Here is a 17,557-nt window from a genome sequence, read left to right as displayed (position 1 = left end):
GCAGCAAAGCCATCAAATGGAACTTCACCAAGTTTTTGATTGGCAGAGACGGCCAAGTCATCAGGCGTTACGCGCCACTCGACAAGCCGGCCAACTTGACCAAGGACATCGAAGCGGCGCTCGCCTTGGACTAACTATTTGACAGCGCGTCGTCAACCAGTTCCACCCAGTGCCTGACCGGCGTAGCCGTTCCGCTTTGCAGGTGCGCGATGCAGCCGATGTTGGCCGACACAATCGTTTTCGGATTCGTCTCGCCAAGATTGGCGAGCTTGCGGTCCCGAAGCTGATAAGCGATTTCGGGATGGAGTACCGAGTAGGTTCCCGCCGAGCCGCAGCACAGATGCGCCTCACAGCGGGCTACCTTGATGTCAAAGCCGAGTTCGCCTAAATACTTTTCAACGCCGCCACGCAGTTGTTGACCGTGCTGCAAGGTGCAGGGCGGGTGAAATGCAATCTGCCCGGCTGTGGCGGACACCTGGTCCCGCAGTTTGTCGACCAGTTCGGGTAGCAGCTCACTTAGATCGCGCGTCAGCGCGCTGATACGTTCGGCTTTCGGGGCGTAAGCCAGGTCGTCTTTCAGGAGGTAGCCGTAGTCCTTGACCGTGACGCCGCAGCCCGAGGCGTTCATCACGATGGCCTCGACGCCGGCTTCCACATGCGGCCACCACGCGTCTATGTTGCGGCGCATTTCAGCTTTGCCGCCTTCCTGGTCATTGAGGTGAAATTTGACAGCGCCGCAGCAACCCGCCTTGGCCGCCACCACGGTCTGAATTCCGGCCGCGTCGAGCACGCGGGCGGTGGCGCTGTTGATGTTGGGCCTCATGGTCGGCTGTACGCAGCCTTCCAGCATCAGCACTTTTCGGGCGTGGGTGCGGCTAGGCCACGCACCAGAAGCCTGCCGCGCCGGCACCTTGTTTTTTAAGGCAGCGGGCAACAAGGCCCGCACCGATTGACCTATTTTCATGGCAGGCGAAAACAGCGGCGAAGGCAGCCCTTCCTTCAGGGCCCAACGCACAGTACGTTCACCGATGGGGCGAGGCACACGCTCATCGACGAGCTTGCGGCCAATGTCGATCAGATGGCCGTATTCGACGCCGCTGGGACAGGTGGTTTCACAGTTGCGGCAGGTCAGGCAGCGGTCCAGATGCAGCTGGGTTTTACGAGTGGGGGTCTCGCCTTCCAGAAGCTGTTTGATGAGGTAGATGCGTCCGCGCGGACCATCCAGTTCATCGCCGAGCAACTGATAGGTTGGGCAGGTGGCGGTACAAAAACCACAGTGCACACACTTGCGCAAAATGGCTTCGGCTTGCTGGCCATCGACCGTGTTTTTAAATTCCGGGGAAAGGTTGGTTTGCATGGTGCCTAAATAGCTTGTTCGCTGGCATCACCAGTCCGCCGACATCCTGCCGGGATTGAAAACACCGGCAGGATCAAACTGTTTCTTGAGTTCGCGGTGAATCCGGTCCAGCGGGGGTTTCAGCGGAGAAAACACCGGCACGGTTTTGTCCGTCGAGCGGAATACAGTGGCATGGCCCCTCGCGTCGGCAGCCGCTTGGCGAAGGGTCAGAGCCTCGCTAGCGGGTCGCTTGAGCCAGCGCTGCGCGCCGCCCCATTCAATCAACGTGGGGCCAAACCCCAGCGGGGTTGCCGTGTCTGGCAGACTGACGCGCCACAAGGATTCACCCGAATGCAATTCAAAAAAGGGATGCTTTTGTTCACGCAAGGAGGTCCATAAAGCGGGCGCCTGATCGCCTGAAAGTTCACCCCCCATACGCTGCAGTGCGGCGGAAACGGCTGCCTTGGCACCGCGGAGTCGCACCCACAAGTGGCCATCGTTCCAGCAGGAGGCGTTGATGGGCAGCGGCAAGCCCGCCCATCGATTGAGTTGGTGCAAGGCCTCGCCTTCGCTCATTTCAAACCTGAGCGTGCGTTCGGCCGGCGCTACCGGCAGCACCTTGAGGGACACCTCAAGCAGAATACCCAGAGTGCCGAGCGAGCCCGCCATCAAGCGGGAAACGTCGTAGCCCGCCACGTTCTTCATGACCTGACCGCCGAAGGTGAGTACCTCGCCTTTCCCGTTGACGAGTTTCACGCCCAGCATGAAGTCCCGCACCGCTCCAGCGCTGCTTCGCGCCGGGCCATTCAGACCACTGGCGACCATGCCGCCCACGGTGGCGCCGCTGCCGAAATGCGGCGGCTCGAATGGCAGGCATTGGCCTTGGGTTGCCAGCAAAGCTTCCAGTTCGGCCAATGGCGTGCCAGCGCGGACGGTGACCACCAGCTCGCTGGGTTCGTAGTTGATCACGCCGGCGAACGGCACCATATCAAGGACATCACCTTTCAGGATTTGGCCGTAAAAATCTTTACTGCCGCTGCCTCGAATGCGCAAGTTGGTGCCAGCGCCCGCAGCAACACGCACCCGCTCGGCGATTGAGGCTGTCAAATCAGTGTCTATGACCATAAACTGAATGGTAAGCGGGCCAGCGTACCAGACGCGTTGATTTTTTTGAACGGGTGCTGTTCAGTTTTTTGCAAGCAGTCTTTCTGGGACGCGTGAAAGCGTCGGAAAAACCAACGTTCAGTCTTTGAAGAAATTCACGGGCAACCCCGGCACCTCGACGCGCAGGGAGAACACGCAGCCCGAATCGGGGTAGATTTTGAGCTCTTGGGCGGAGCGGTTGGAGCGAGCCGTGGTCAGGTACAGCGTTTTCAGGTCTGCCCCGCCAAAGCACGGCATGGTCGGGCACTGGGCCGGTACGGCAAACTCAGCCAGCACCTCGCCCGAGGCAGAAAGCTTGAGGAGCCTCGCTCCTTCGTACATGGCAACGTAGTAGTTGCCCTGCGTATCCACAGCGGCGCCGTCGGGGCGTCCGACGTAGCCTGGCATTCCTGCCTGCCAGCCTTCGGGCTTTCCCGGCCACGCCCGGAACAGACGCTCGTGGGTCATGGCGTTGCTTTCAGCGTTCCAGTCCCAGGCGCGAATAGTGTGCCGAGGCGTGTCGGACCAATAGACGGTGGCGGCGTCGGGCGCCCAAGCCAGGCCGTTGGCCGTGGTGGCATGGTCGGCTTTCAATTCCAGAACGGGCGCTCGACCGGCCCGGCAATCCAGTGAAAAAAGCTGCGCCTTGGCGGCATCGCGCGGCTCGTAAATCGTACCGGCCCAAAAACGACCCAGCGGATCGGCTTTGCCGTCGTTAAAGCGTGTGGTGGTGGTGTCGTGGTGCGCCGGCACAAGCAATTCCAAGACACCGCCCCAATGACGCGCGCGGTAAATCCCGTCACGCAGAGCAATCACCAGACCGCTGTTTTCGGCGTGCCCCGACAGCTCTGTTTTTGCTGGCGCCATGCACCCCGGCTCTGAAGGCATGGCCCAGCTTTCCACCCTGTTCATGGTCGGATTGCCACGATGAATCTGCTTACCCGGAATGTCGACCCAATAAAGCATTTGCTCATCGGGATGCCAGAACGGAGATTCTCCCAGCGCGCTGGGCTGTGCAAAAACGGTTTGCCAGGTCATGAGAAATCTCCGTGTGAACTCTATTCTTGAAGGGCGACCACTGCCCACTGTACAGGCAAAAAAAACAGCCCGCTAGCAATAAGCTGGCGGGCTGAACATCTCAAGGATTTCCTATGAATTAAGCAGGCAGCCCTTTTTGGGCCGCCGCACTTTTCCGCTAGCGGTTGTAGGCGGTCTCACCGTGCGAGGTGATATCGAGACCCTCTCGCTCGTCTTCTTCGCTCACGCGCAGACCGATCGTCAGGTCGACAATTTTATAAGCGACGAAGGACACCACGCCAGACCACACGACCGTGATCAGCACCGCCTTGGCCTGAATCCAGACTTGCGAAAGAATAGAGAAGTCAGCCGCAGTCACGCTGGTGGCCGTCACCCAGTCAGCCACGTAGCCAGGACCGCCCAGGCTTGGAGAACTGAACACACCAGTCAGCAGCGCACCCAGAATACCGCCGATGCCGTGTACGCCGAAAACGTCGAGTGAGTCGTCTGCGCCCAGAATTTTCTTCAGTCCGTTCACCCCCCAGAGGCACGCGAAACCAGCCGCCAGACCAATCACCAGACCGCCGGCAATACCCACGTTGCCCGCTGCGGGCGTAATGGCGACCAGCCCTGCGACGGCACCGGAAGCGGCACCCAGCATGGAGGCCTTGCCACGCATCAGGGTCTCACCGACACACCATGCCAGCACTGCGGCAGCGGCAGCAAGCAATGTGTTTATGAAGGCGAGCGCTGCAAAGCCGTTGGCTTCCAGAGCAGAGCCTGCGTTGAAGCCGAACCAGCCGACCCACAGCAAGGCCGCACCGACCATGGTCAGCGTCAGGCTGTGAGGGGCCATCGATTCCTTGCCGTATCCGATACGCTTGCCCACCATGTAGGCGCCGACCAGACCGGCGACAGCCGCGTTGATGTGTACCACCGTGCCGCCCGCAAAATCCAGCGCACCGGACTGCCAGATGTAGCCGGCCTTGCTGTTCATGGCGTCAACCACTTCTTTGCCGGTGTAGACATCAGGGCCCATCCAGAACCACACCATGTGTGCCATCGGGGCATAGCTGAACGTGAACCAGATCGCCATGAACAACAGCACGGCCGAGAACTTCATGCGTTCAGCGAACGCGCCGACGATCAGTGTGCAGGTGATGGCCGCAAAGGTCGCCTGGAAGGCGGCGTAGACGATTTCAGGAATCACGACGCCTTTGCTGAAAGTCGCGGCGTTGGCAAAAGTGCCTGCTGCGTTATCCCATATGCCTCTCATAAACAGCCGATCAAAGCCGCCAAAGAAAGCATTGCCTTCTGTGAAGGCCAGACTGTAGCCATAAATAAACCACAGCACCACAATCATGGAGAAGGTCACCATCACCTGCATCAGGACTGACAGCATGTTCTTGCTGCGGACCAGGCCACCATAGAACAGGGCCAGACCGGGAATCGTCATCAGAATCACGAGCAAGGTAGAGACCATCATCCAGGCGGTATCCCCCTTGTTGGGAACCGGGGCCGAAGCGGCAGCCGAAGCGGGCGCTGCTACTGCGGGTGCGGCGACTGCAATCGCGGCGGGCGCTGCGATCGGAGCAGCCGAAGCTGCCGCATCCGCAGGCTTCGATTCAGCTGGGGCTGACGCGGTGGCGGCGGGCGTTGCTGGCGGGGCCTGGGCCAAAACGGCCGCTCCGGTTGTCAGCAGACTCAATCCCAGTGCCAGGGAGGCAAGTAGTTTTTTCATGTCGATGTTCTCTTCTTTAGGGTTGGGCCTTACAGCGCTTCTTTGCCGGTTTCACCAGTGCGGATTCGCACTACTTGCTCCAGGTTGTAGACAAAGATCTTGCCGTCGCCGATCTTGCCGGTGCGGGCCGCACCCTCGACGGCTTCAATGACGCGGTCGACGAGCTCGTCAGAGACAGCCGCTTCAATCTTCACTTTCGGTAGAAAGTCCACAACATATTCAGCGCCACGGTACAGCTCGGTGTGGCCTTTTTGCCGACCGAAGCCCTTCACTTCAGTCACTGTGATGCCTTGTACGCCAATGCCGGAGAGCGCTTCTCGCACTTCGTCCAGTTTGAACGGTTTGATGATGGCCGTTACGAGTTTCATTTTCGGGGTTCCTTTCAAGATGAACCGTGGAGCGGCCATGCCGCGTGCCACTTCAAACGTAGTTACAGGGTTTTTGTCAGCGTCACGAGTAGCGTGTTTTTATTGATGGATTTGCCGCTGGTGTCGACACTCGCGGGGTAGGTGTAGCTTGATTTCTTGTCGGCACCCACCACAGCGCCTGCCAAGGAAAGACCATCACCTAAATCGTAGCTCGCCCCAACGCTGTAATCCATGTAGTTAGGGAACCCCGCTGCGTTAGCAGAGCCCTTGAAATTGGTAAAGCCGAGAGAAGCTTTGAAGGTCAGTTTGGGCATGACTTCCTGCGCAAATGCAAAATTCAGGTAGCCGGTGCCACGACCTTCGCCGGGCAACTCTTTGCCGATTCCGAAATATCCTTTGGACACAGTTTGTGAGTACTTGGCACTGACCGGTCCATAGCCTGCGCCCAGGTAAACCTCGGTCGTGTTGGCCCCGCTCGCACCGGGATAAAAATAGGTCAGAGCGCCGACGTCCATATCCAGCGGACCTGCCTTGAATTTGTAGCCGCCATACAGGTCGATTTCAAAATTGTTGCTCGGGTTTGAAGGCAAATATTTTGTCCAGTTGATGGTGGAGTTCCAGTTGCCGACGTAAAAGCCGTTGGCAAACGCGTAGTCCACTCCACCTTGCAAGGCGGGCTTGAATCCACTGGTTTTGGATTGATCCTGATCTTGGCCGCGGAACTTGTAATTGCTGGTGACGTCGATGTTGAAAGAGAGGGGCGATGCCGCCGGTTCCGCCGCCGGAGTGGCCGGTGCGTCAGTCTGGGCAAAAGCGCTGCTGGACAAAAGAAAGGCAGCTGCGAGTGCGACCTGGATGCGGATAAGTTTCATGGAAGGCTCCGAAGTGTTGAAGTGGGGATAAAGTGCTTAAGCAGGTACCGTGCCAAACCCGTTCCCCGTCAACGGCTAACCCGTATTGATGCCTTCCACGTTACATATAACAAAGTAAAAATACACAACGCACCAAGGTGAAGCGCAGGACACACTCATCGCGCACAACTTTGACGCATTTATAGGGAGATTTCAGAATGAGCTTGTCTGTAGTGCACAGCCGTGCGTTATTGGGCCTGGAGGCGCGGCCGGTCTGCGTTGAGGTGCATCTTGCCAACGGGCTTCCCAGCTTCACACTCGTCGGTCTGGCAGAAACTGAAGTCAAAGAGGCGCGCGAGCGGGTGCGATCGGCGATTCAGAATGCCGGGCTTGAATTTCCCACGAATAAAAGAATTACCGTGAATCTGGCCCCGGCTGACTTGCCTAAAGATTCTGGCCGCTTCGACTTGCCGATTGCGTTGGGTATTTTGGCCGCCAGTGACCAGATCGATGCGCACAAGTTGGCGGGCTACGAATTTGCGGGAGAGCTGTCGCTGGGCGGCGACCTTCGGCCGGTCAAAGGCGCTTTGGCCATGAGTCTGGCGCTTGTCGATGAGGCCCACCGCGTGAACCAGGGGGCGCCAAAACTGGTGCTTCCCGAAGTCAGTGCCCAGGAAGCAGCGTTGGTGTCCGATGCAGAGATTTATCGCGCCTACCATTTGCTCGACGTGGTGCGGCAATTTTTGCCGGGCGGCACCGCACCGGAAGCGCTGGACGGGTGGACCCGGGTGACATCGGCCCCTCTTTTGCTGCAACCGGCTTACCCCGATCTCGCCGACGTGAAAGGTCAAGCCGCCGCCCGGCGGGCGCTTGAGATCGCGGCGGCTGGAGGGCATAGCGTGCTGATGGTGGGTGCCCCTGGTTCTGGCAAATCCATGCTGGCCCAACGCTTCGCCGGTCTCCTGCCTGCAATGACAACCCAGGAAGCCTTGGAAAGTGCGGCAGTCGCTTCATTGGGCGGGCGATTCACGCTGGACAACTGGGCCGTGCGGCCTACCTGCGCGCCGCACCATACGGCCAGCGCCGTCGCACTGGTCGGCGGCGGATCGCCCCCGCGGCCGGGTGAAATCTCGTTGGCGCATCACGGGGTGTTATTCCTGGACGAGCTACCTGAATTTCCTCGCGCCGCACTGGAAGCGCTGCGCCAACCTTTGGAGTCTGGCACCATCACAATCTCTCGGGCAGCAAACCGCGCCGAATTTCCGGCGCGCTTCCAACTCGTTGCTGCCATGAATCCCTGCCCTTGTGGTTACCTGGGCTCCCACTTGCGGCTTTGCCGCTGTTCGCCTGAACAGGTGTCGCGCTACCAAGGCAAGCTCAGTGGCCCCTTGCTGGACCGTATCGACCTGCATGTAGAGGTGGCTGCGCTGGCGGCTGATGAGTTGGTCAACACGCCGCCCGGTGAAGCGACGGCCGCCATACGAAGCCGGGTCGTCCTTGCGCGGGAGTGTGCGATCGCTCGGCAAGGCAGTACTAATCAGTCCCTTGAAGGGCAGGCCATCGATGCGCAATGCCACCTGGATGCGACGACGGCGAAATTTCTGAATACCGCAGCGACTCGGCTCGGCTGGTCCGGCCGTGGGATCCATCGCTGCTTGAAAGTGGCCAGAACTATTGCAGACCTGGCGGGTGCAGAGACCGTGCAGATCGCGCATGTGGCCGAAGCGGTGCAATACCGCCGCGTGCTCAAAGCCACCAGCTGAGTACTGGTCTGCGGCGCTTTGAGCGCGACGGGAGGGGCGGATTAATGACCTTGGTAATCTGGTGACAGCGCTGGCTGATTGACGACAGGCGCTGGAAGCGGCCTAGGGGCGTACACCGCACCGTCATTGGTGCGCAAGGTCGAGCCTTCCACCGTGACTCGGCTGCCAACACCCGGTGCGTGAGCCACTTCAACCGTGCGGTGTGAACCATCCTCCATGCGCACGCCCACTTCGTACACCGTTTCTCTGCGCACACGGCCTTCGATGGCATTGCCCGCAAAGCCACCACCCACTGCACCCAGAATGGTGGCAACCGTGCGGCCGTCACCTCGTCCTACTTGATTCCCAAGTACAGCCCCAAGTACTCCTCCTGCCACCGTGCCCAGTCCAACGCCGGGCGGTTTGGCAGAACGTTCAATCGGGGTGACCGATTCGACTGAACCGCAGACCGCGCAAACCCGTGCCGCCGCCACAATCGGCGCCGGTGCGGGGTATGGCGCGGGGTAGGGAGCGGGTGAAACGCTGGAATAGCTCGGTGTCGGTATCGGTGCCGGTACGTGTTTATGGACGGTCTTGGCTACTTTTCTGGCTGGTACTGGTGCGGGCGTGACGGGCGCCGCCACTGGTTTTTCAATCAGATCATCCGCCGCTCCCAGGGAAGCGGAGGGCCTTGAAGCTGCGAGCTGCGGCGCGGTCAAGGCTTGGGGCGTCGTTACGGCCGCAATGGTAGCGACCGGGGCTGGGGGCCGCTGGTTGTAAATCAGCGTCGCGCCCATACCCAGCACGGCCACGCCAAGCAAGCCGACGGCGGCCCAAAGTGGCTTGGTGCCTGAGGATGCGGTCTGTTGGCCTGGAGGAAGTTGGTCAGTGGAGGTAGTCATTGGATATCTTTCTCTCACTTCAACGCACGAACACCGTCCCAGGTAAACACGAGCTTGGGACGGACGGGTAAACACCCTGTAAAGGGCTACTTCTGCCGTTACAAATTCGGTGCCAGCAAGCGCTGCAAATCCTCCGCTTTGGCACCGCGCCGCTTGGCTAAGTCCTGCAGCTGGTCGTCGCCGATTTTGCCCACGTTGAAATAGGCACTTTGCGGATGGCTCAGGTAAAAGCCGCTGACGCTGGACGCGGGTGTCATCGCCAAACTTTCGGTCAGCGCCATGCCGATTTCATCCGCCCGGAGCAACTCAAACATGTCCTTTTTCACGCTGTGGTCAGGGCAGGCCGGGTACCCTGGGGCGGGGCGAATGCCCTGGTATTTTTCGGCGATCATCTCTACGCTGTCCAGCGATTCGGCTGGCACATAGCCCCAGAGATCCTTGCGTACACGCTGGTGCAGGGCCTCGGCAAACGCCTCGGCCAGACGATCCGCCAATGACTTCAGCATGATCGACGAGTAGTCGTCATGGTCATCGAGGAAGTATTTTTCCTTCTTTTCTGCCCCCAGGCCTGAAGTCACGGCAAAGACGCCGATGTAATCGGCAATCCTCAGCTTACTATGGTCTGAAGCCGCAGTATGAAGGCGACGGGCAGCTAACAACTCCGTAGTTAATACCTTGGGCGCGACAAAATCGGCCAGGCAGCGACTGGGGCGCATCACGCCGTCAACTGCCGTCTTTTCTGTTTGCTGGCGCAGCCCGTACCAGGTCATGGCGACCTGGCTGCGCGACTCATCGGTGTAGATCTCGATGTCGTCTCCAACGCTATTGGCGGGGTACAAGCCCATCACGCCGCTGGCGCGAAGCCAACGGCCTTCAATCAGACGCTTGAGCATGCGCTGCGCGTCGGCATACACCCGCACTGCCTCGGTGCCAACCACCTCATCTTTCAGGATGGCCGGAAAAGGGCCGGCCAAGTCCCAAGTCTGGAAGAAGGGGCCCCAGTCGATGTACGGCGCCAGTTCTGCCAGATCAAAGTTCTTAAACAGGCGGCGACCAATAAATTTAGGCACCGGCGGCGTGTAGTTCGCCCAATCCATTGCGGTGGCGTTGGCGCGCGCCTTTGCCAGTGGCCACATCGGCGTTTGCTTTTTGTTGGCGTGCTGGGTCCGTACTTTCTCGTAATCGGTAGTCAGTGCCTCTATGTATTTGGCCGCCTGGTCGGAGAGCAGGCTTTGCGCCACGCTCACACTGCGCGAAGCATCGGGAACATAGACCACCGGGCCTTCGTAATGCGGCGAAATTTTGACGGCGGTGTGCACCCGGCTGGTAGTCGCACCGCCAATCAGAAGAGGGATTTTTTTGATGCGGAAATGATCGTCTTTTTGCATTTCGGCGGCGACGTATTGCATTTCTTCCAGGCTCGGCGTGATCAAGCCGGAAAGCCCCACAATATCAGCGCCTTCGGCTTTTGCACGCGCCAAAATCTCATGGCAAGGCACCATCACGCCCATGTTGACCACCTCGAAGTTGTTGCACTGAAGCACCACGGTAACAATGTTCTTTCCGATGTCGTGGACATCGCCCTTGACGGTGGCGATGATGATTTTTCCTTTGGTTTTTACATCGCTACCAGCGGCCTCCAGCAGCAGCTTCTCGGCTTCGATGTAAGGCAGTAAATGCGCCACCGCTTGCTTCATCACGCGGGCACTTTTGACCACCTGGGGCAAAAACATCTTGCCCTGACCAAACAGGTCGCCGACGACATTCATCCCGTCCATCAGCGGGCCTTCAATCACGTGCAGCGGCCGACCGCCTTCGGACTTAATGGCCTGCCAGACTTCTTCGGTGTCTTCGGTGATGAATTCATTCATGCCGTGAACCAGGGCGTGCGACAAGCGCTGACGCACCGGCAGCGTGCGCCACTCGTTTCGCTTGCTCTCGTCCTTGGCGCCGCTCTTCGCACTTTCGGCCACTTCAATCAATCGCTCGCTGGGCGAAAGCTCAGGCTCGCCCGGCTTGTACACGGGCTGGCGGTTGAGCACCACGTCCTCCACGCGCTCCCGCAGCACCGGCTCCAGATCGTCGTAGACGCCGACCATGCCGGCATTGACAATGCCCATGTCCATGCCGGCCTGGATTGCGTGGTACAAAAACACGGTGTGAATGGCTTCCCTCACCGGGTCGTTGCCACGAAAACTGAACGACACATTGGACACGCCGCCCGACACCTTCGCGCCAGGCAAGTTTTGCTTGATCCAGCGCGTCGCGTTGATGAAATCCACTGCGTAGTTGTTGTGCTCTTCAATGCCGGTGGCAATGGCAAAGATATTGGGGTCGAAGATGATGTCTTCTGGCGGAAAGCCCACCTCGTCCACCAGAATGCGGTAGGCGCGCTCGCAAATTCCGATCTTGCGCTCGTAGGTGTCGGCCTGGCCCTGTTCGTCAAAAGCCATCACCACCGCCGCTGCGCCATAACGGCGCAGCAATTTGGCCTGGTGCCTGAAGGCCTCCACGCCTTCCTTCATGCTGATGGAGTTGACGATGCCTTTGCCCTGCACGCAACGCAGGCCGGCTTCGATCACGCTCCATTTGGAGCTGTCGATCATGATCGGCACGCGCGAGATGTCGGGTTCGCTGGCGATCAGGTTCAAGAATCGCACCATGGCGGCCTGGCTGTCCAGCATCGCCTCGTCCATGTTGATATCGATGATCTGGGCGCCGTTTTCGACCTGCTGGCGTGCCACTGCCAGCGCCTGTTCGTACTCGCCATTGAGGATCATTCGCGCAAATGCTTTGGAGCCGGTCACGTTGGTGCGTTCACCAATGTTGACGAAGAGAGAGCCGGCACCAATGCTCACCGGCTCCAGACCGGACAGCTTCAAGGGGGGAACAACTATTTCAGACATGCAACTCACCTGTAGATTTCAAAAATCAGGTGAGCGTCGTTGGGAATATCCAAGCCTGACGGGCTGGTGCCCGCTGCAACGCTCCTTGGAAGCATTGGATTTTATAGGCTTTGCGCTAATATTTGTTTTTGTGGTGCTGATCCTTCCCTGGTGATGCTGCCGCTGGAAGATTCCCACGCGCTGGCAGAGTCAGCCTATCTACTGCGCAACCCTGCCCATGTCAGGGGGATGCTGCAGGTGCCCGTTACGCCCATGCCAGCGCGCGAACAAACCAACCCAGTGCAGGGCCACATCGGCGTAGATAGGATGTCGGGTTAGGGCCTATAGTGACCTATCTTGGTACCCTTGGGGAAAAGGTGGTCAGCCACGCGGTCGTACGCTACCTTGTAGAAAATAAAAATGTATACCCCTGCGCCCAAGCCGGACTGCGCAAAAGCGCGTAGCCCGTCACCTTCACGTTAGTTCTTTGTGCTTGTCGATGGTGGCTCTATGATCCTGCGTTTCGCTCCACTTGCCTGCGGAATCCTGTTGTCCTTTCCGCTGTATGCGGCCGACATCTATAGATGGGTCGACGAAAATGGTCGAACCCAGATTTCCGATATCGTTCCTGAAAACTACAAGAAGTCGGCTACGAGAATTGACTCACGGCAATTCGAACTCAGCGCGGAACAGCGAAGAGAGGCCGACGCTCGGGCAGCAGAAACAGCGCAACGGATGGCGCGCTCCGACGCGATTGAGGCCGCCAACGCAGCCGCAGCAGTTGCCGCATCAGCAGCATCTGCCGCCGCCGAAAGTGGGCCGCGCCGGGCCACCAAGCAGGGCACCGACTGCGCAACACTGCGCAGGCTGTATCGAGAAAGTCTAGCCTGCTTCGCACCGTACGTAACGGCGGTCGGCGCCACGAAAGCCGAAGCTTTCGAGAAATGCACCCCAGTGCTTGATCCCGTAGCGAAGTGCGGTCCTGTTTCCAACTGAAAAACGTGGCTAACGCCTTCGCTCCTGTCAAACGTTGAACGAAACCGCTGACGCCATGCCGGGCCCCATAGACAGCCGCCACAGTTTTTTTGTGTGGTGGCTTTTACTAAGGGGGTTAGAAAAAGCCTTCGAGCTGGGGAACATTCCCCAGCCTTGAAAGAGATTTGCCATGTCCCCTCGAGTCAACGCCAGGGTGCTGCGCAGCTTCAGCCCGCGCGTTCGGCAAAGGGTGCCTTGCGCCTATTCTGCAACAGCAGGGGCGGTAAATGCTCCGTGGATTTATGGATTTGTCCGCCGCGCCGGCAATGCGGGCGGCCAGTACCGACACGCGCTGCTCGCTCAGTAGTTTAAAAGGCGGGGCAGAGCGTATTTCATGCCGCTTCCTTGTAGAAAAATGACTTTTGCAAAACGCGCCCCGGCAGCGGTGCCACTGCCGCGCCGATCGCGCCGATGTGCTCCGGCGTGGTACCGCAGCAACCGCCCACGATATTGACCAGCCCCTCTTCGGCAAACTCGCGCAGCAGGCGCGAGGTGACTTCCGGCGTTTCGTCGAAACCGGTGTCGCTCATGGGGTTGGGCAGGCCGGCATTGGGGTAGCAACTGATGAAGGTGTCACCCGCCACCCGCGCCAGTTCCTGGATGTAAGGCCGCATCAAGGTTGCGCCCAGTGCGCAGTTCAGGCCGATGGCTAGTGGCTCGGCGTGTCGGACGCTGTGCCAGAAGGCTGTCACGGTCTGCCCGCTCAAAATCCGTCCGGAAGCATCGGTGACGGTGCCGCTGATGATGAGCGGCAAGCGTTCGCCGGAGTCATCAAAGTATTCATCAATTGCAAACAAGGCGGCCTTGGCATTGAGCGTGTCGAAAATGGTTTCGACCAGCAAAATGTCACTGCCACCTTTAACCAAAGCTTCCGTCTGCTCGTAGTAAGCCTTGCGCAGTTCTTCAAAACTGGTATTGCGGGCGCCGGGATCGTTCACATCCGGGCTGATGCTGGCGGTTTTTGGCGTGGGGCCCAGCGCGCCGACCACAAAGCGCGGTTTGTCGGGTGTTGAAAACTTGTCGCAAGCGGCACGCGCAATGCGTGCCGACTCGTAGTTCATTTCGACGGCCAGATTGGCCATGTCGTAGTCCGCCTGCGCCACAGTGGTCGCGCCAAAGGTGTTGGTCTCGATCATGTCGGCGCCTGCCGCGAGGTAGCTCTCGTGGATGTCGCGGATCACGTCGGGCCGCGTCAGACTGAGCAACTCGTTGTTGCCTTTCACGTCCTTGTGAAAGTTCTTGAAGCGCTCGCCCCGGTACTGCGCTTCGCTGAGCTTGAAGCGCTGGATCATGGTCCCCATGGCGCCATCGAGGAGCAGGATGCGTTGTGCCAGAAGGGCTGGCAAAGCTTGAGCACGGGTATATTGAAGAGGGTTCATAACAGGTGCATTGTAGAAAACATCGTAAGTCTGGGCGGCCGGGCGGGGTTTAACACTCCCCGCCACACCCTGCAAAGACTTGAAAGAAATCAAAAAATGACCAGTCTCAAGACGTGCTGCGCATTGCTGTTTATTTCCGGACTGGTGACGGCGTGCCAGCCGAAAGCGGAGCCAGGCTGGTCGGGTTATGTGGAAGGCGATTACGTCTACGTGTCCTCGTCCCTCGGCGGCACCTTGTTGCAATTGAACGTGCGGACCGGCGACCAAGCCCGCCAAGACCTGCCCTTGTTTGCGCTGGAGGCCGAAAACGAGCAGGCCGCACGCCTGGAGGCTGGTGCCCGGCTGGCGCGCGCCAATGCCCAGTTGGCCAATGCGGACAAAGGCAAACGCCGCGACGAAATTGCGGTGATTGAAGCCCAGATGAGTCAGGCCCGCGAACAGGCCAGGCTGAACGCAGCCGCCTTGGCCCGCGAGGAGCAGTTGGTCAAGCAGGGCTTTGTCTCCGCAGCGCACCGCGACGAATTGCGTGCCGCGCAGGCCCAAAGCGCCGCCCACCTTGACGAACTGGCGGCACAACTCAGGGTGGGGCAGCTTCCGGCGCGGGTCGATGAGCGCACCGCCGCTGTTGCGGACACCGAAGCGGCGCGGCAATCGCTGCGTCAGTCTGCCTGGCGCGAGGCGCAAAAATCACGCACCGCACCAGCCAGCGGCCTGGTGACCGATACTTTCTTCCGCGTCGGTGAATCGGTGCAACCGGGTCAGCCGGTGCTGGCTTTGCTGCCGCCCGGTAATGTCAAAGCGCGCTTTTTTGTACCCGAAGGGGTGGTCGGTCATTTGCAGATCGGTGCCGCAGTCCATATCATTTGCGACGGCTGTGCGGCGCCGATACCGGCCAGGATTTCTTTCATTTCCAACCGGGCCGAGTACACGCCACCGGTGATTTACTCCAACACCCAGCGCGCCAAGCTGGTGTTTATGGTGGAGGCGCGGCCCAGCAGCGTCAGCGACGGCGCCCGGCTAAAACCCGGGCAGCCGGTCGATGTCGTGCCGGTTGCCGGGGCCGTCCCATGACCCTGAGCATTGATGTGACCGGCCTGACCAAACGGTATGGTGGGCGCGCGGTGGTGGACAACTTGTCGATCCAGCTGGAAACGGGTCGCATCTGCGGCTTTTTAGGCCCCAACGGCAGCGGCAAAACCACTACGATCCGCATGCTGTGCGGGCTGCTAACGCCCGATAGCGGCGCTGGCACCTGTCTGGGGTTGGACCTGATCCGGGAAGCCGCGCAGATCAAGCGCCAGGTCGGCTACATGACCCAGCGCTTTGGCCTGTATGAAGATTTGACGATTCGAGAAAACCTTGATTTTGTGGCCCGGATGTTCGAACTGCCCCAGCGCAAACAGACGGTGAATCAGACCCTGGAGCGGCTTCAGTTGACGGACCGACAGCACCAGCTGGCCGCCGCCCTGTCCGGCGGCTGGAAGCAACGCCTGGCGCTGGCGGCCTGCCTGCTGCACGAGCCGCGCCTGCTGCTGCTCGACGAGCCAACGGCCGGGGTAGATCCGAAAGCGCGCCGCGATTTCTGGGATGAAATTCACCGGCTGGCAGCCGCAGGCATTACCGTGCTGGTGTCGACCCACTACATGGATGAAGCGGCCCGCTGCCATGAGCTGATGTACATCGCCAACGGGCACGTGTTGACGCGCGGCACCCAAACCAGCATCGTTGAACGGGCCGGCTTGGCCGTGTGGTCGATTGCCGGCGCCAATCTGGAGGCGCTGGTCGCTCCCATCAAGGCACTTCCCGGCGTGCTCAGTGTGTCCGCTTTCGGCAATACCTTGCACGTCGCGGGAGAAGACCAGGCGCTGTTGCAGGCGTCTCTGGCGCCTTACCGTGCGCGTCCCGACTTGCAGCTATCGCCGTCCCAAGCGGATCTGGAGGATGTCTTCATCAGTCTCATGGATAAAGCCAAAGACTCTCCTCAAGGTGTTGCGGCATGAGCGCCTCTTTCTCCCTCGCTCGCGTGACGGCCATCATCATCAAGGAATTCCAGCAGATGCTGCGCGAGCGCCTGACGTTTGCAATGGCCATCGGGGTGCCTGTCATGCAACTGATCCTGTTTGGCTACGCCATTAATAACGACCCCAAAGGGCTGCCCACGGCGCTGGTGGCGTACGACAACGGGCCTTTGGCGCGCAGCCTGGTGGCCTCCATCCAGAACACCGGTTACTTCAGTATCAGGGCCCAGCCTGCCACCGAGGCGCAGGCGGAACGCTTGCTGGAAACAGGAGAAATCCAGTTCGCCATCGTGATTCCGCCCGATTTTTCACGGCGCGTGATACGGGGCGAAAAACCTGCTGTGCTGGTCGCCGTGGATGCGACCGACCCGTCTGCCGCCAGCAACGCGATTGCGGCTCTGGGACAAATCACGCCGCTCGCCCTGGCCCACGACCTCACCGGAACGCTGGCCGGGCTGCAGCCGCGGGATGCGCCGTTTGAGCTGCGGATTCATCGGCTCTACAACCCCGAAGGGCTGACCCGCTACAACATCGTGCCTGGCCTGATCGGCACGATTCTCACCATGACCATGGTGATGCTGACCTCGCTGGCCATGACCCGGGAGCGCGAACGCGGCACCATGGAAAACCTGCTCGCCACGCCGGTGCGGCCATTCGAGGTGATGGTTGGGAAAATCACGCCCTACATTCTCATTGGGTATGTGCAGCTCAGCGTCATCCTTCTGGCTGCCATTTTGTTGTTTGAGGTGCCGATCCTGGGCAGCCTGACCCTGCTGATGTTTGTCATCGGTTTGTTCATGCTGGCGAATCTGGGCGTGGGCTTTACCTTTTCGACACTGGCCACTAACCAGTTGCAGGCGATGCAATTGACGTTCTTCTTCTTTTTGCCGTCGATGCTGCTGTCGGGCTTCATGTTCCCGTTTCGCGGTATGCCGCAATGGGCGCAGTGGCTAGGTGAAACGCTGCCGCTGACTCACCTCTTGCGAGCGGTGCGCGCCATCATGCTGAAAGGAGCGACCTTCGGTGAAATCGCCCCCAACCTCTGGCCCATGGCGCTTTTTTTATTGGTCGTCGGTGCGATTGCTCTCAAACGTTACCGCCAGACGCTGGATTAATACTGAGGCCGTCACTTCAGAATCA

At 59.6% G+C, this 17,557-nt stretch carries 16 protein-coding genes, 1 pseudogene and 1 riboswitch; of the genes and pseudogenes, 8 read left to right on the top strand and 9 right to left on the bottom strand.

From position 1 onward, the window contains the following. Positions 1-134 (top strand): annotated as a pseudogene (locus HHJ16_RS07230) (glutathione peroxidase); the annotation flags it as partial. Here HHJ16_RS07230 and glcF read toward each other — a convergent pair. From glcF to HHJ16_RS07200, 6 genes are all read right to left on the bottom strand, one after another. Next, the gene (glcF, locus tag HHJ16_RS07225; RefSeq protein WP_293641923.1) at positions 131-1,357 is read right to left on the bottom strand and encodes a glycolate oxidase subunit GlcF; all 1,227 of its coding nucleotides are present in this window, start codon (positions 1,355-1,357) and stop codon (positions 131-133) included. The pseudogene HHJ16_RS07230 and the gene glcF overlap by 4 nt on opposite strands. A 27-nt stretch (positions 1,358-1,384) precedes the next feature. Next, positions 1,385-2,461 (bottom strand): glycolate oxidase subunit GlcE, encoded by a 1,077-nt coding sequence (gene glcE / locus HHJ16_RS07220; protein WP_293641922.1) that lies wholly within the window; start codon positions 2,459-2,461, stop codon positions 1,385-1,387. Positions 2,462-2,578: 117 nt separating this feature from the next. Then, a complete protein-coding gene (locus HHJ16_RS07215; RefSeq protein ID WP_293641921.1) occupies positions 2,579-3,517 on the bottom strand; it encodes an SMP-30/gluconolactonase/LRE family protein in 939 nt (312 codons plus the stop codon). 157 nt (positions 3,518-3,674) lie between these two features. Then, positions 3,675-5,237, bottom strand: a complete 1,563-nt coding sequence (gene amt / locus HHJ16_RS07210) for an ammonium transporter (RefSeq protein ID WP_293641920.1) — start codon at positions 5,235-5,237, stop codon at positions 3,675-3,677. A gap of 29 nt (positions 5,238-5,266) precedes the next feature. Beyond that, positions 5,267-5,605 carry a P-II family nitrogen regulator gene (glnK, locus tag HHJ16_RS07205; protein WP_188706387.1) on the bottom strand — a complete coding sequence of 113 codons (339 nt, stop codon included), beginning with the start codon at positions 5,603-5,605 and terminating at the stop codon, positions 5,267-5,269. A gap of 62 nt (positions 5,606-5,667) precedes the next feature. Beyond that, positions 5,668-6,477: a TorF family putative porin gene (locus tag HHJ16_RS07200; RefSeq protein ID WP_293641919.1), complete on the bottom strand. Its 810-nt coding sequence runs from the start codon at positions 6,475-6,477 to the stop codon at positions 5,668-5,670. 197 nt (positions 6,478-6,674) lie between these two features. Here HHJ16_RS07200 and HHJ16_RS07195 point away from each other — a divergent pair, with 197 nt between their 5' ends. Next, a complete protein-coding gene (locus HHJ16_RS07195; RefSeq protein WP_293641918.1) occupies positions 6,675-8,219 on the top strand; it encodes a YifB family Mg chelatase-like AAA ATPase in 1,545 nt (514 codons plus the stop codon). Positions 8,220-8,260: 41 nt separating this feature from the next. Here HHJ16_RS07195 and HHJ16_RS07190 read toward each other — a convergent pair whose 3' ends face one another. Together HHJ16_RS07190 and metH are read right to left on the bottom strand one after the other, a co-directional pair. After that, on the bottom strand, positions 8,261-9,100 hold the full coding sequence (locus tag HHJ16_RS07190; protein ID WP_293641917.1) for a glycine zipper 2TM domain-containing protein: 840 nt from the start codon (positions 9,098-9,100) through the stop codon (positions 8,261-8,263). Positions 9,101-9,198: 98 nt separating this feature from the next. Beyond that, positions 9,199-12,006: a methionine synthase gene (metH, locus tag HHJ16_RS07185; protein ID WP_293641916.1), complete on the bottom strand. Its 2,808-nt coding sequence runs from the start codon at positions 12,004-12,006 to the stop codon at positions 9,199-9,201. 24 nt (positions 12,007-12,030) lie between these two features. Then, positions 12,031-12,099, bottom strand: a riboswitch (S-adenosyl-L-homocysteine riboswitch). Positions 12,100-12,156: 57 nt separating this feature from the next. Between metH and HHJ16_RS07180 the strand changes: the two genes are divergently transcribed. The 3 genes from HHJ16_RS07180 (at position 12,157) to HHJ16_RS07170 (ending at position 13,327) form a co-directional block, all read left to right on the top strand. Beyond that, complete coding sequence (locus HHJ16_RS07180) at positions 12,157-12,324, top strand: hypothetical protein (RefSeq protein WP_293641915.1); 168 nt, start codon at positions 12,157-12,159, stop codon at positions 12,322-12,324. A 171-nt stretch (positions 12,325-12,495) separates the two neighbouring features. Then, entirely contained in the window at positions 12,496-12,981 is a 486-nt protein-coding gene (locus HHJ16_RS07175; RefSeq protein WP_293641914.1) for a DUF4124 domain-containing protein, read from the top strand. Between the two features lie 169 nt (positions 12,982-13,150). Continuing rightward, complete coding sequence (locus HHJ16_RS07170) at positions 13,151-13,327, top strand: hypothetical protein (protein WP_293641913.1); 177 nt, start codon at positions 13,151-13,153, stop codon at positions 13,325-13,327. A gap of 25 nt (positions 13,328-13,352) precedes the next feature. On the opposite strand, the gene HHJ16_RS07165 is transcribed toward HHJ16_RS07170, so the two are convergent. Then, positions 13,353-14,399, bottom strand: coding sequence for a homocysteine S-methyltransferase family protein (locus HHJ16_RS07165; RefSeq protein WP_293641912.1), 1,047 nt, complete (start codon positions 14,397-14,399; stop codon positions 13,353-13,355). A 96-nt stretch (positions 14,400-14,495) separates the two neighbouring features. Between HHJ16_RS07165 and HHJ16_RS07160 the strand changes: the two genes are divergently transcribed. Genes HHJ16_RS07160 through HHJ16_RS07150 form a run of 3 tightly spaced genes read left to right on the top strand, consistent with a single transcriptional unit; the run spans position 14,496 to position 17,532 of the window. Continuing rightward, complete coding sequence (locus HHJ16_RS07160; RefSeq protein WP_293641911.1) at positions 14,496-15,470, top strand: HlyD family efflux transporter periplasmic adaptor subunit; 975 nt, start codon at positions 14,496-14,498, stop codon at positions 15,468-15,470. After that, a complete protein-coding gene (locus HHJ16_RS07155) occupies positions 15,467-16,399 on the top strand; it encodes an ABC transporter ATP-binding protein (RefSeq protein ID WP_293641910.1) in 933 nt (310 codons plus the stop codon). Before HHJ16_RS07160 ends, HHJ16_RS07155 begins: the two co-directional genes overlap by 4 nt. Beyond that, positions 16,396-17,532, top strand: coding sequence for an ABC transporter permease (locus HHJ16_RS07150; RefSeq protein WP_293641909.1), 1,137 nt, complete (start codon positions 16,396-16,398; stop codon positions 17,530-17,532). Before HHJ16_RS07155 ends, HHJ16_RS07150 begins: the two co-directional genes overlap by 4 nt. Positions 17,533-17,557: the final 25 nt, after the last annotated feature.

Source organism: Polaromonas sp. (assembly GCF_012927485.1).
GTDB lineage: Bacteria > Pseudomonadota > Gammaproteobacteria > Burkholderiales > Burkholderiaceae_C > Polaromonas.
This window is presented reverse-complemented; position numbering and strand designations above follow the sequence as displayed.

Bases quoted from the DNA above. Each gene is read 5' to 3' on its own strand.
- HHJ16_RS07170 (WP_293641913.1), top strand. From the start codon at position 13,151: ATGTCCCCTCGAGTCAACGCCAGGGTGCTGCGCAGCTTCAGCCCGCGC.
- HHJ16_RS07150 (WP_293641909.1), top strand. From the start codon at position 16,396: ATGAGCGCCTCTTTCTCCCTCGCTCGCGTGACGGCCATCATCATCAAG.
- HHJ16_RS07175 (WP_293641914.1), top strand. From the start codon at position 12,496: ATGATCCTGCGTTTCGCTCCACTTGCCTGCGGAATCCTGTTGTCCTTT.
- glcF (WP_293641923.1), bottom strand. From the start codon at position 1,357: ATGCAAACCAACCTTTCCCCGGAATTTAAAAACACGGTCGATGGCCAG.
- glcE (WP_293641922.1), bottom strand. From the start codon at position 2,461: ATGGTCATAGACACTGATTTGACAGCCTCAATCGCCGAGCGGGTGCGT.
- HHJ16_RS07165 (WP_293641912.1), bottom strand. From the start codon at position 14,399: ATGAACCCTCTTCAATATACCCGTGCTCAAGCTTTGCCAGCCCTTCTG.
- HHJ16_RS07215 (WP_293641921.1), bottom strand. From the start codon at position 3,517: ATGACCTGGCAAACCGTTTTTGCACAGCCCAGCGCGCTGGGAGAATCT.
- HHJ16_RS07190 (WP_293641917.1), bottom strand. From the start codon at position 9,100: ATGACTACCTCCACTGACCAACTTCCTCCAGGCCAACAGACCGCATCC.
- metH (WP_293641916.1), bottom strand. From the start codon at position 12,006: ATGTCTGAAATAGTTGTTCCCCCCTTGAAGCTGTCCGGTCTGGAGCCG.
- HHJ16_RS07195 (WP_293641918.1), top strand. From the start codon at position 6,675: ATGAGCTTGTCTGTAGTGCACAGCCGTGCGTTATTGGGCCTGGAGGCG.
- glnK (WP_188706387.1), bottom strand. From the start codon at position 5,605: ATGAAACTCGTAACGGCCATCATCAAACCGTTCAAACTGGACGAAGTG.
- HHJ16_RS07200 (WP_293641919.1), bottom strand. From the start codon at position 6,477: ATGAAACTTATCCGCATCCAGGTCGCACTCGCAGCTGCCTTTCTTTTG.
- HHJ16_RS07160 (WP_293641911.1), top strand. From the start codon at position 14,496: ATGACCAGTCTCAAGACGTGCTGCGCATTGCTGTTTATTTCCGGACTG.
- HHJ16_RS07155 (WP_293641910.1), top strand. From the start codon at position 15,467: ATGACCCTGAGCATTGATGTGACCGGCCTGACCAAACGGTATGGTGGG.
- amt (WP_293641920.1), bottom strand. From the start codon at position 5,237: ATGAAAAAACTACTTGCCTCCCTGGCACTGGGATTGAGTCTGCTGACA.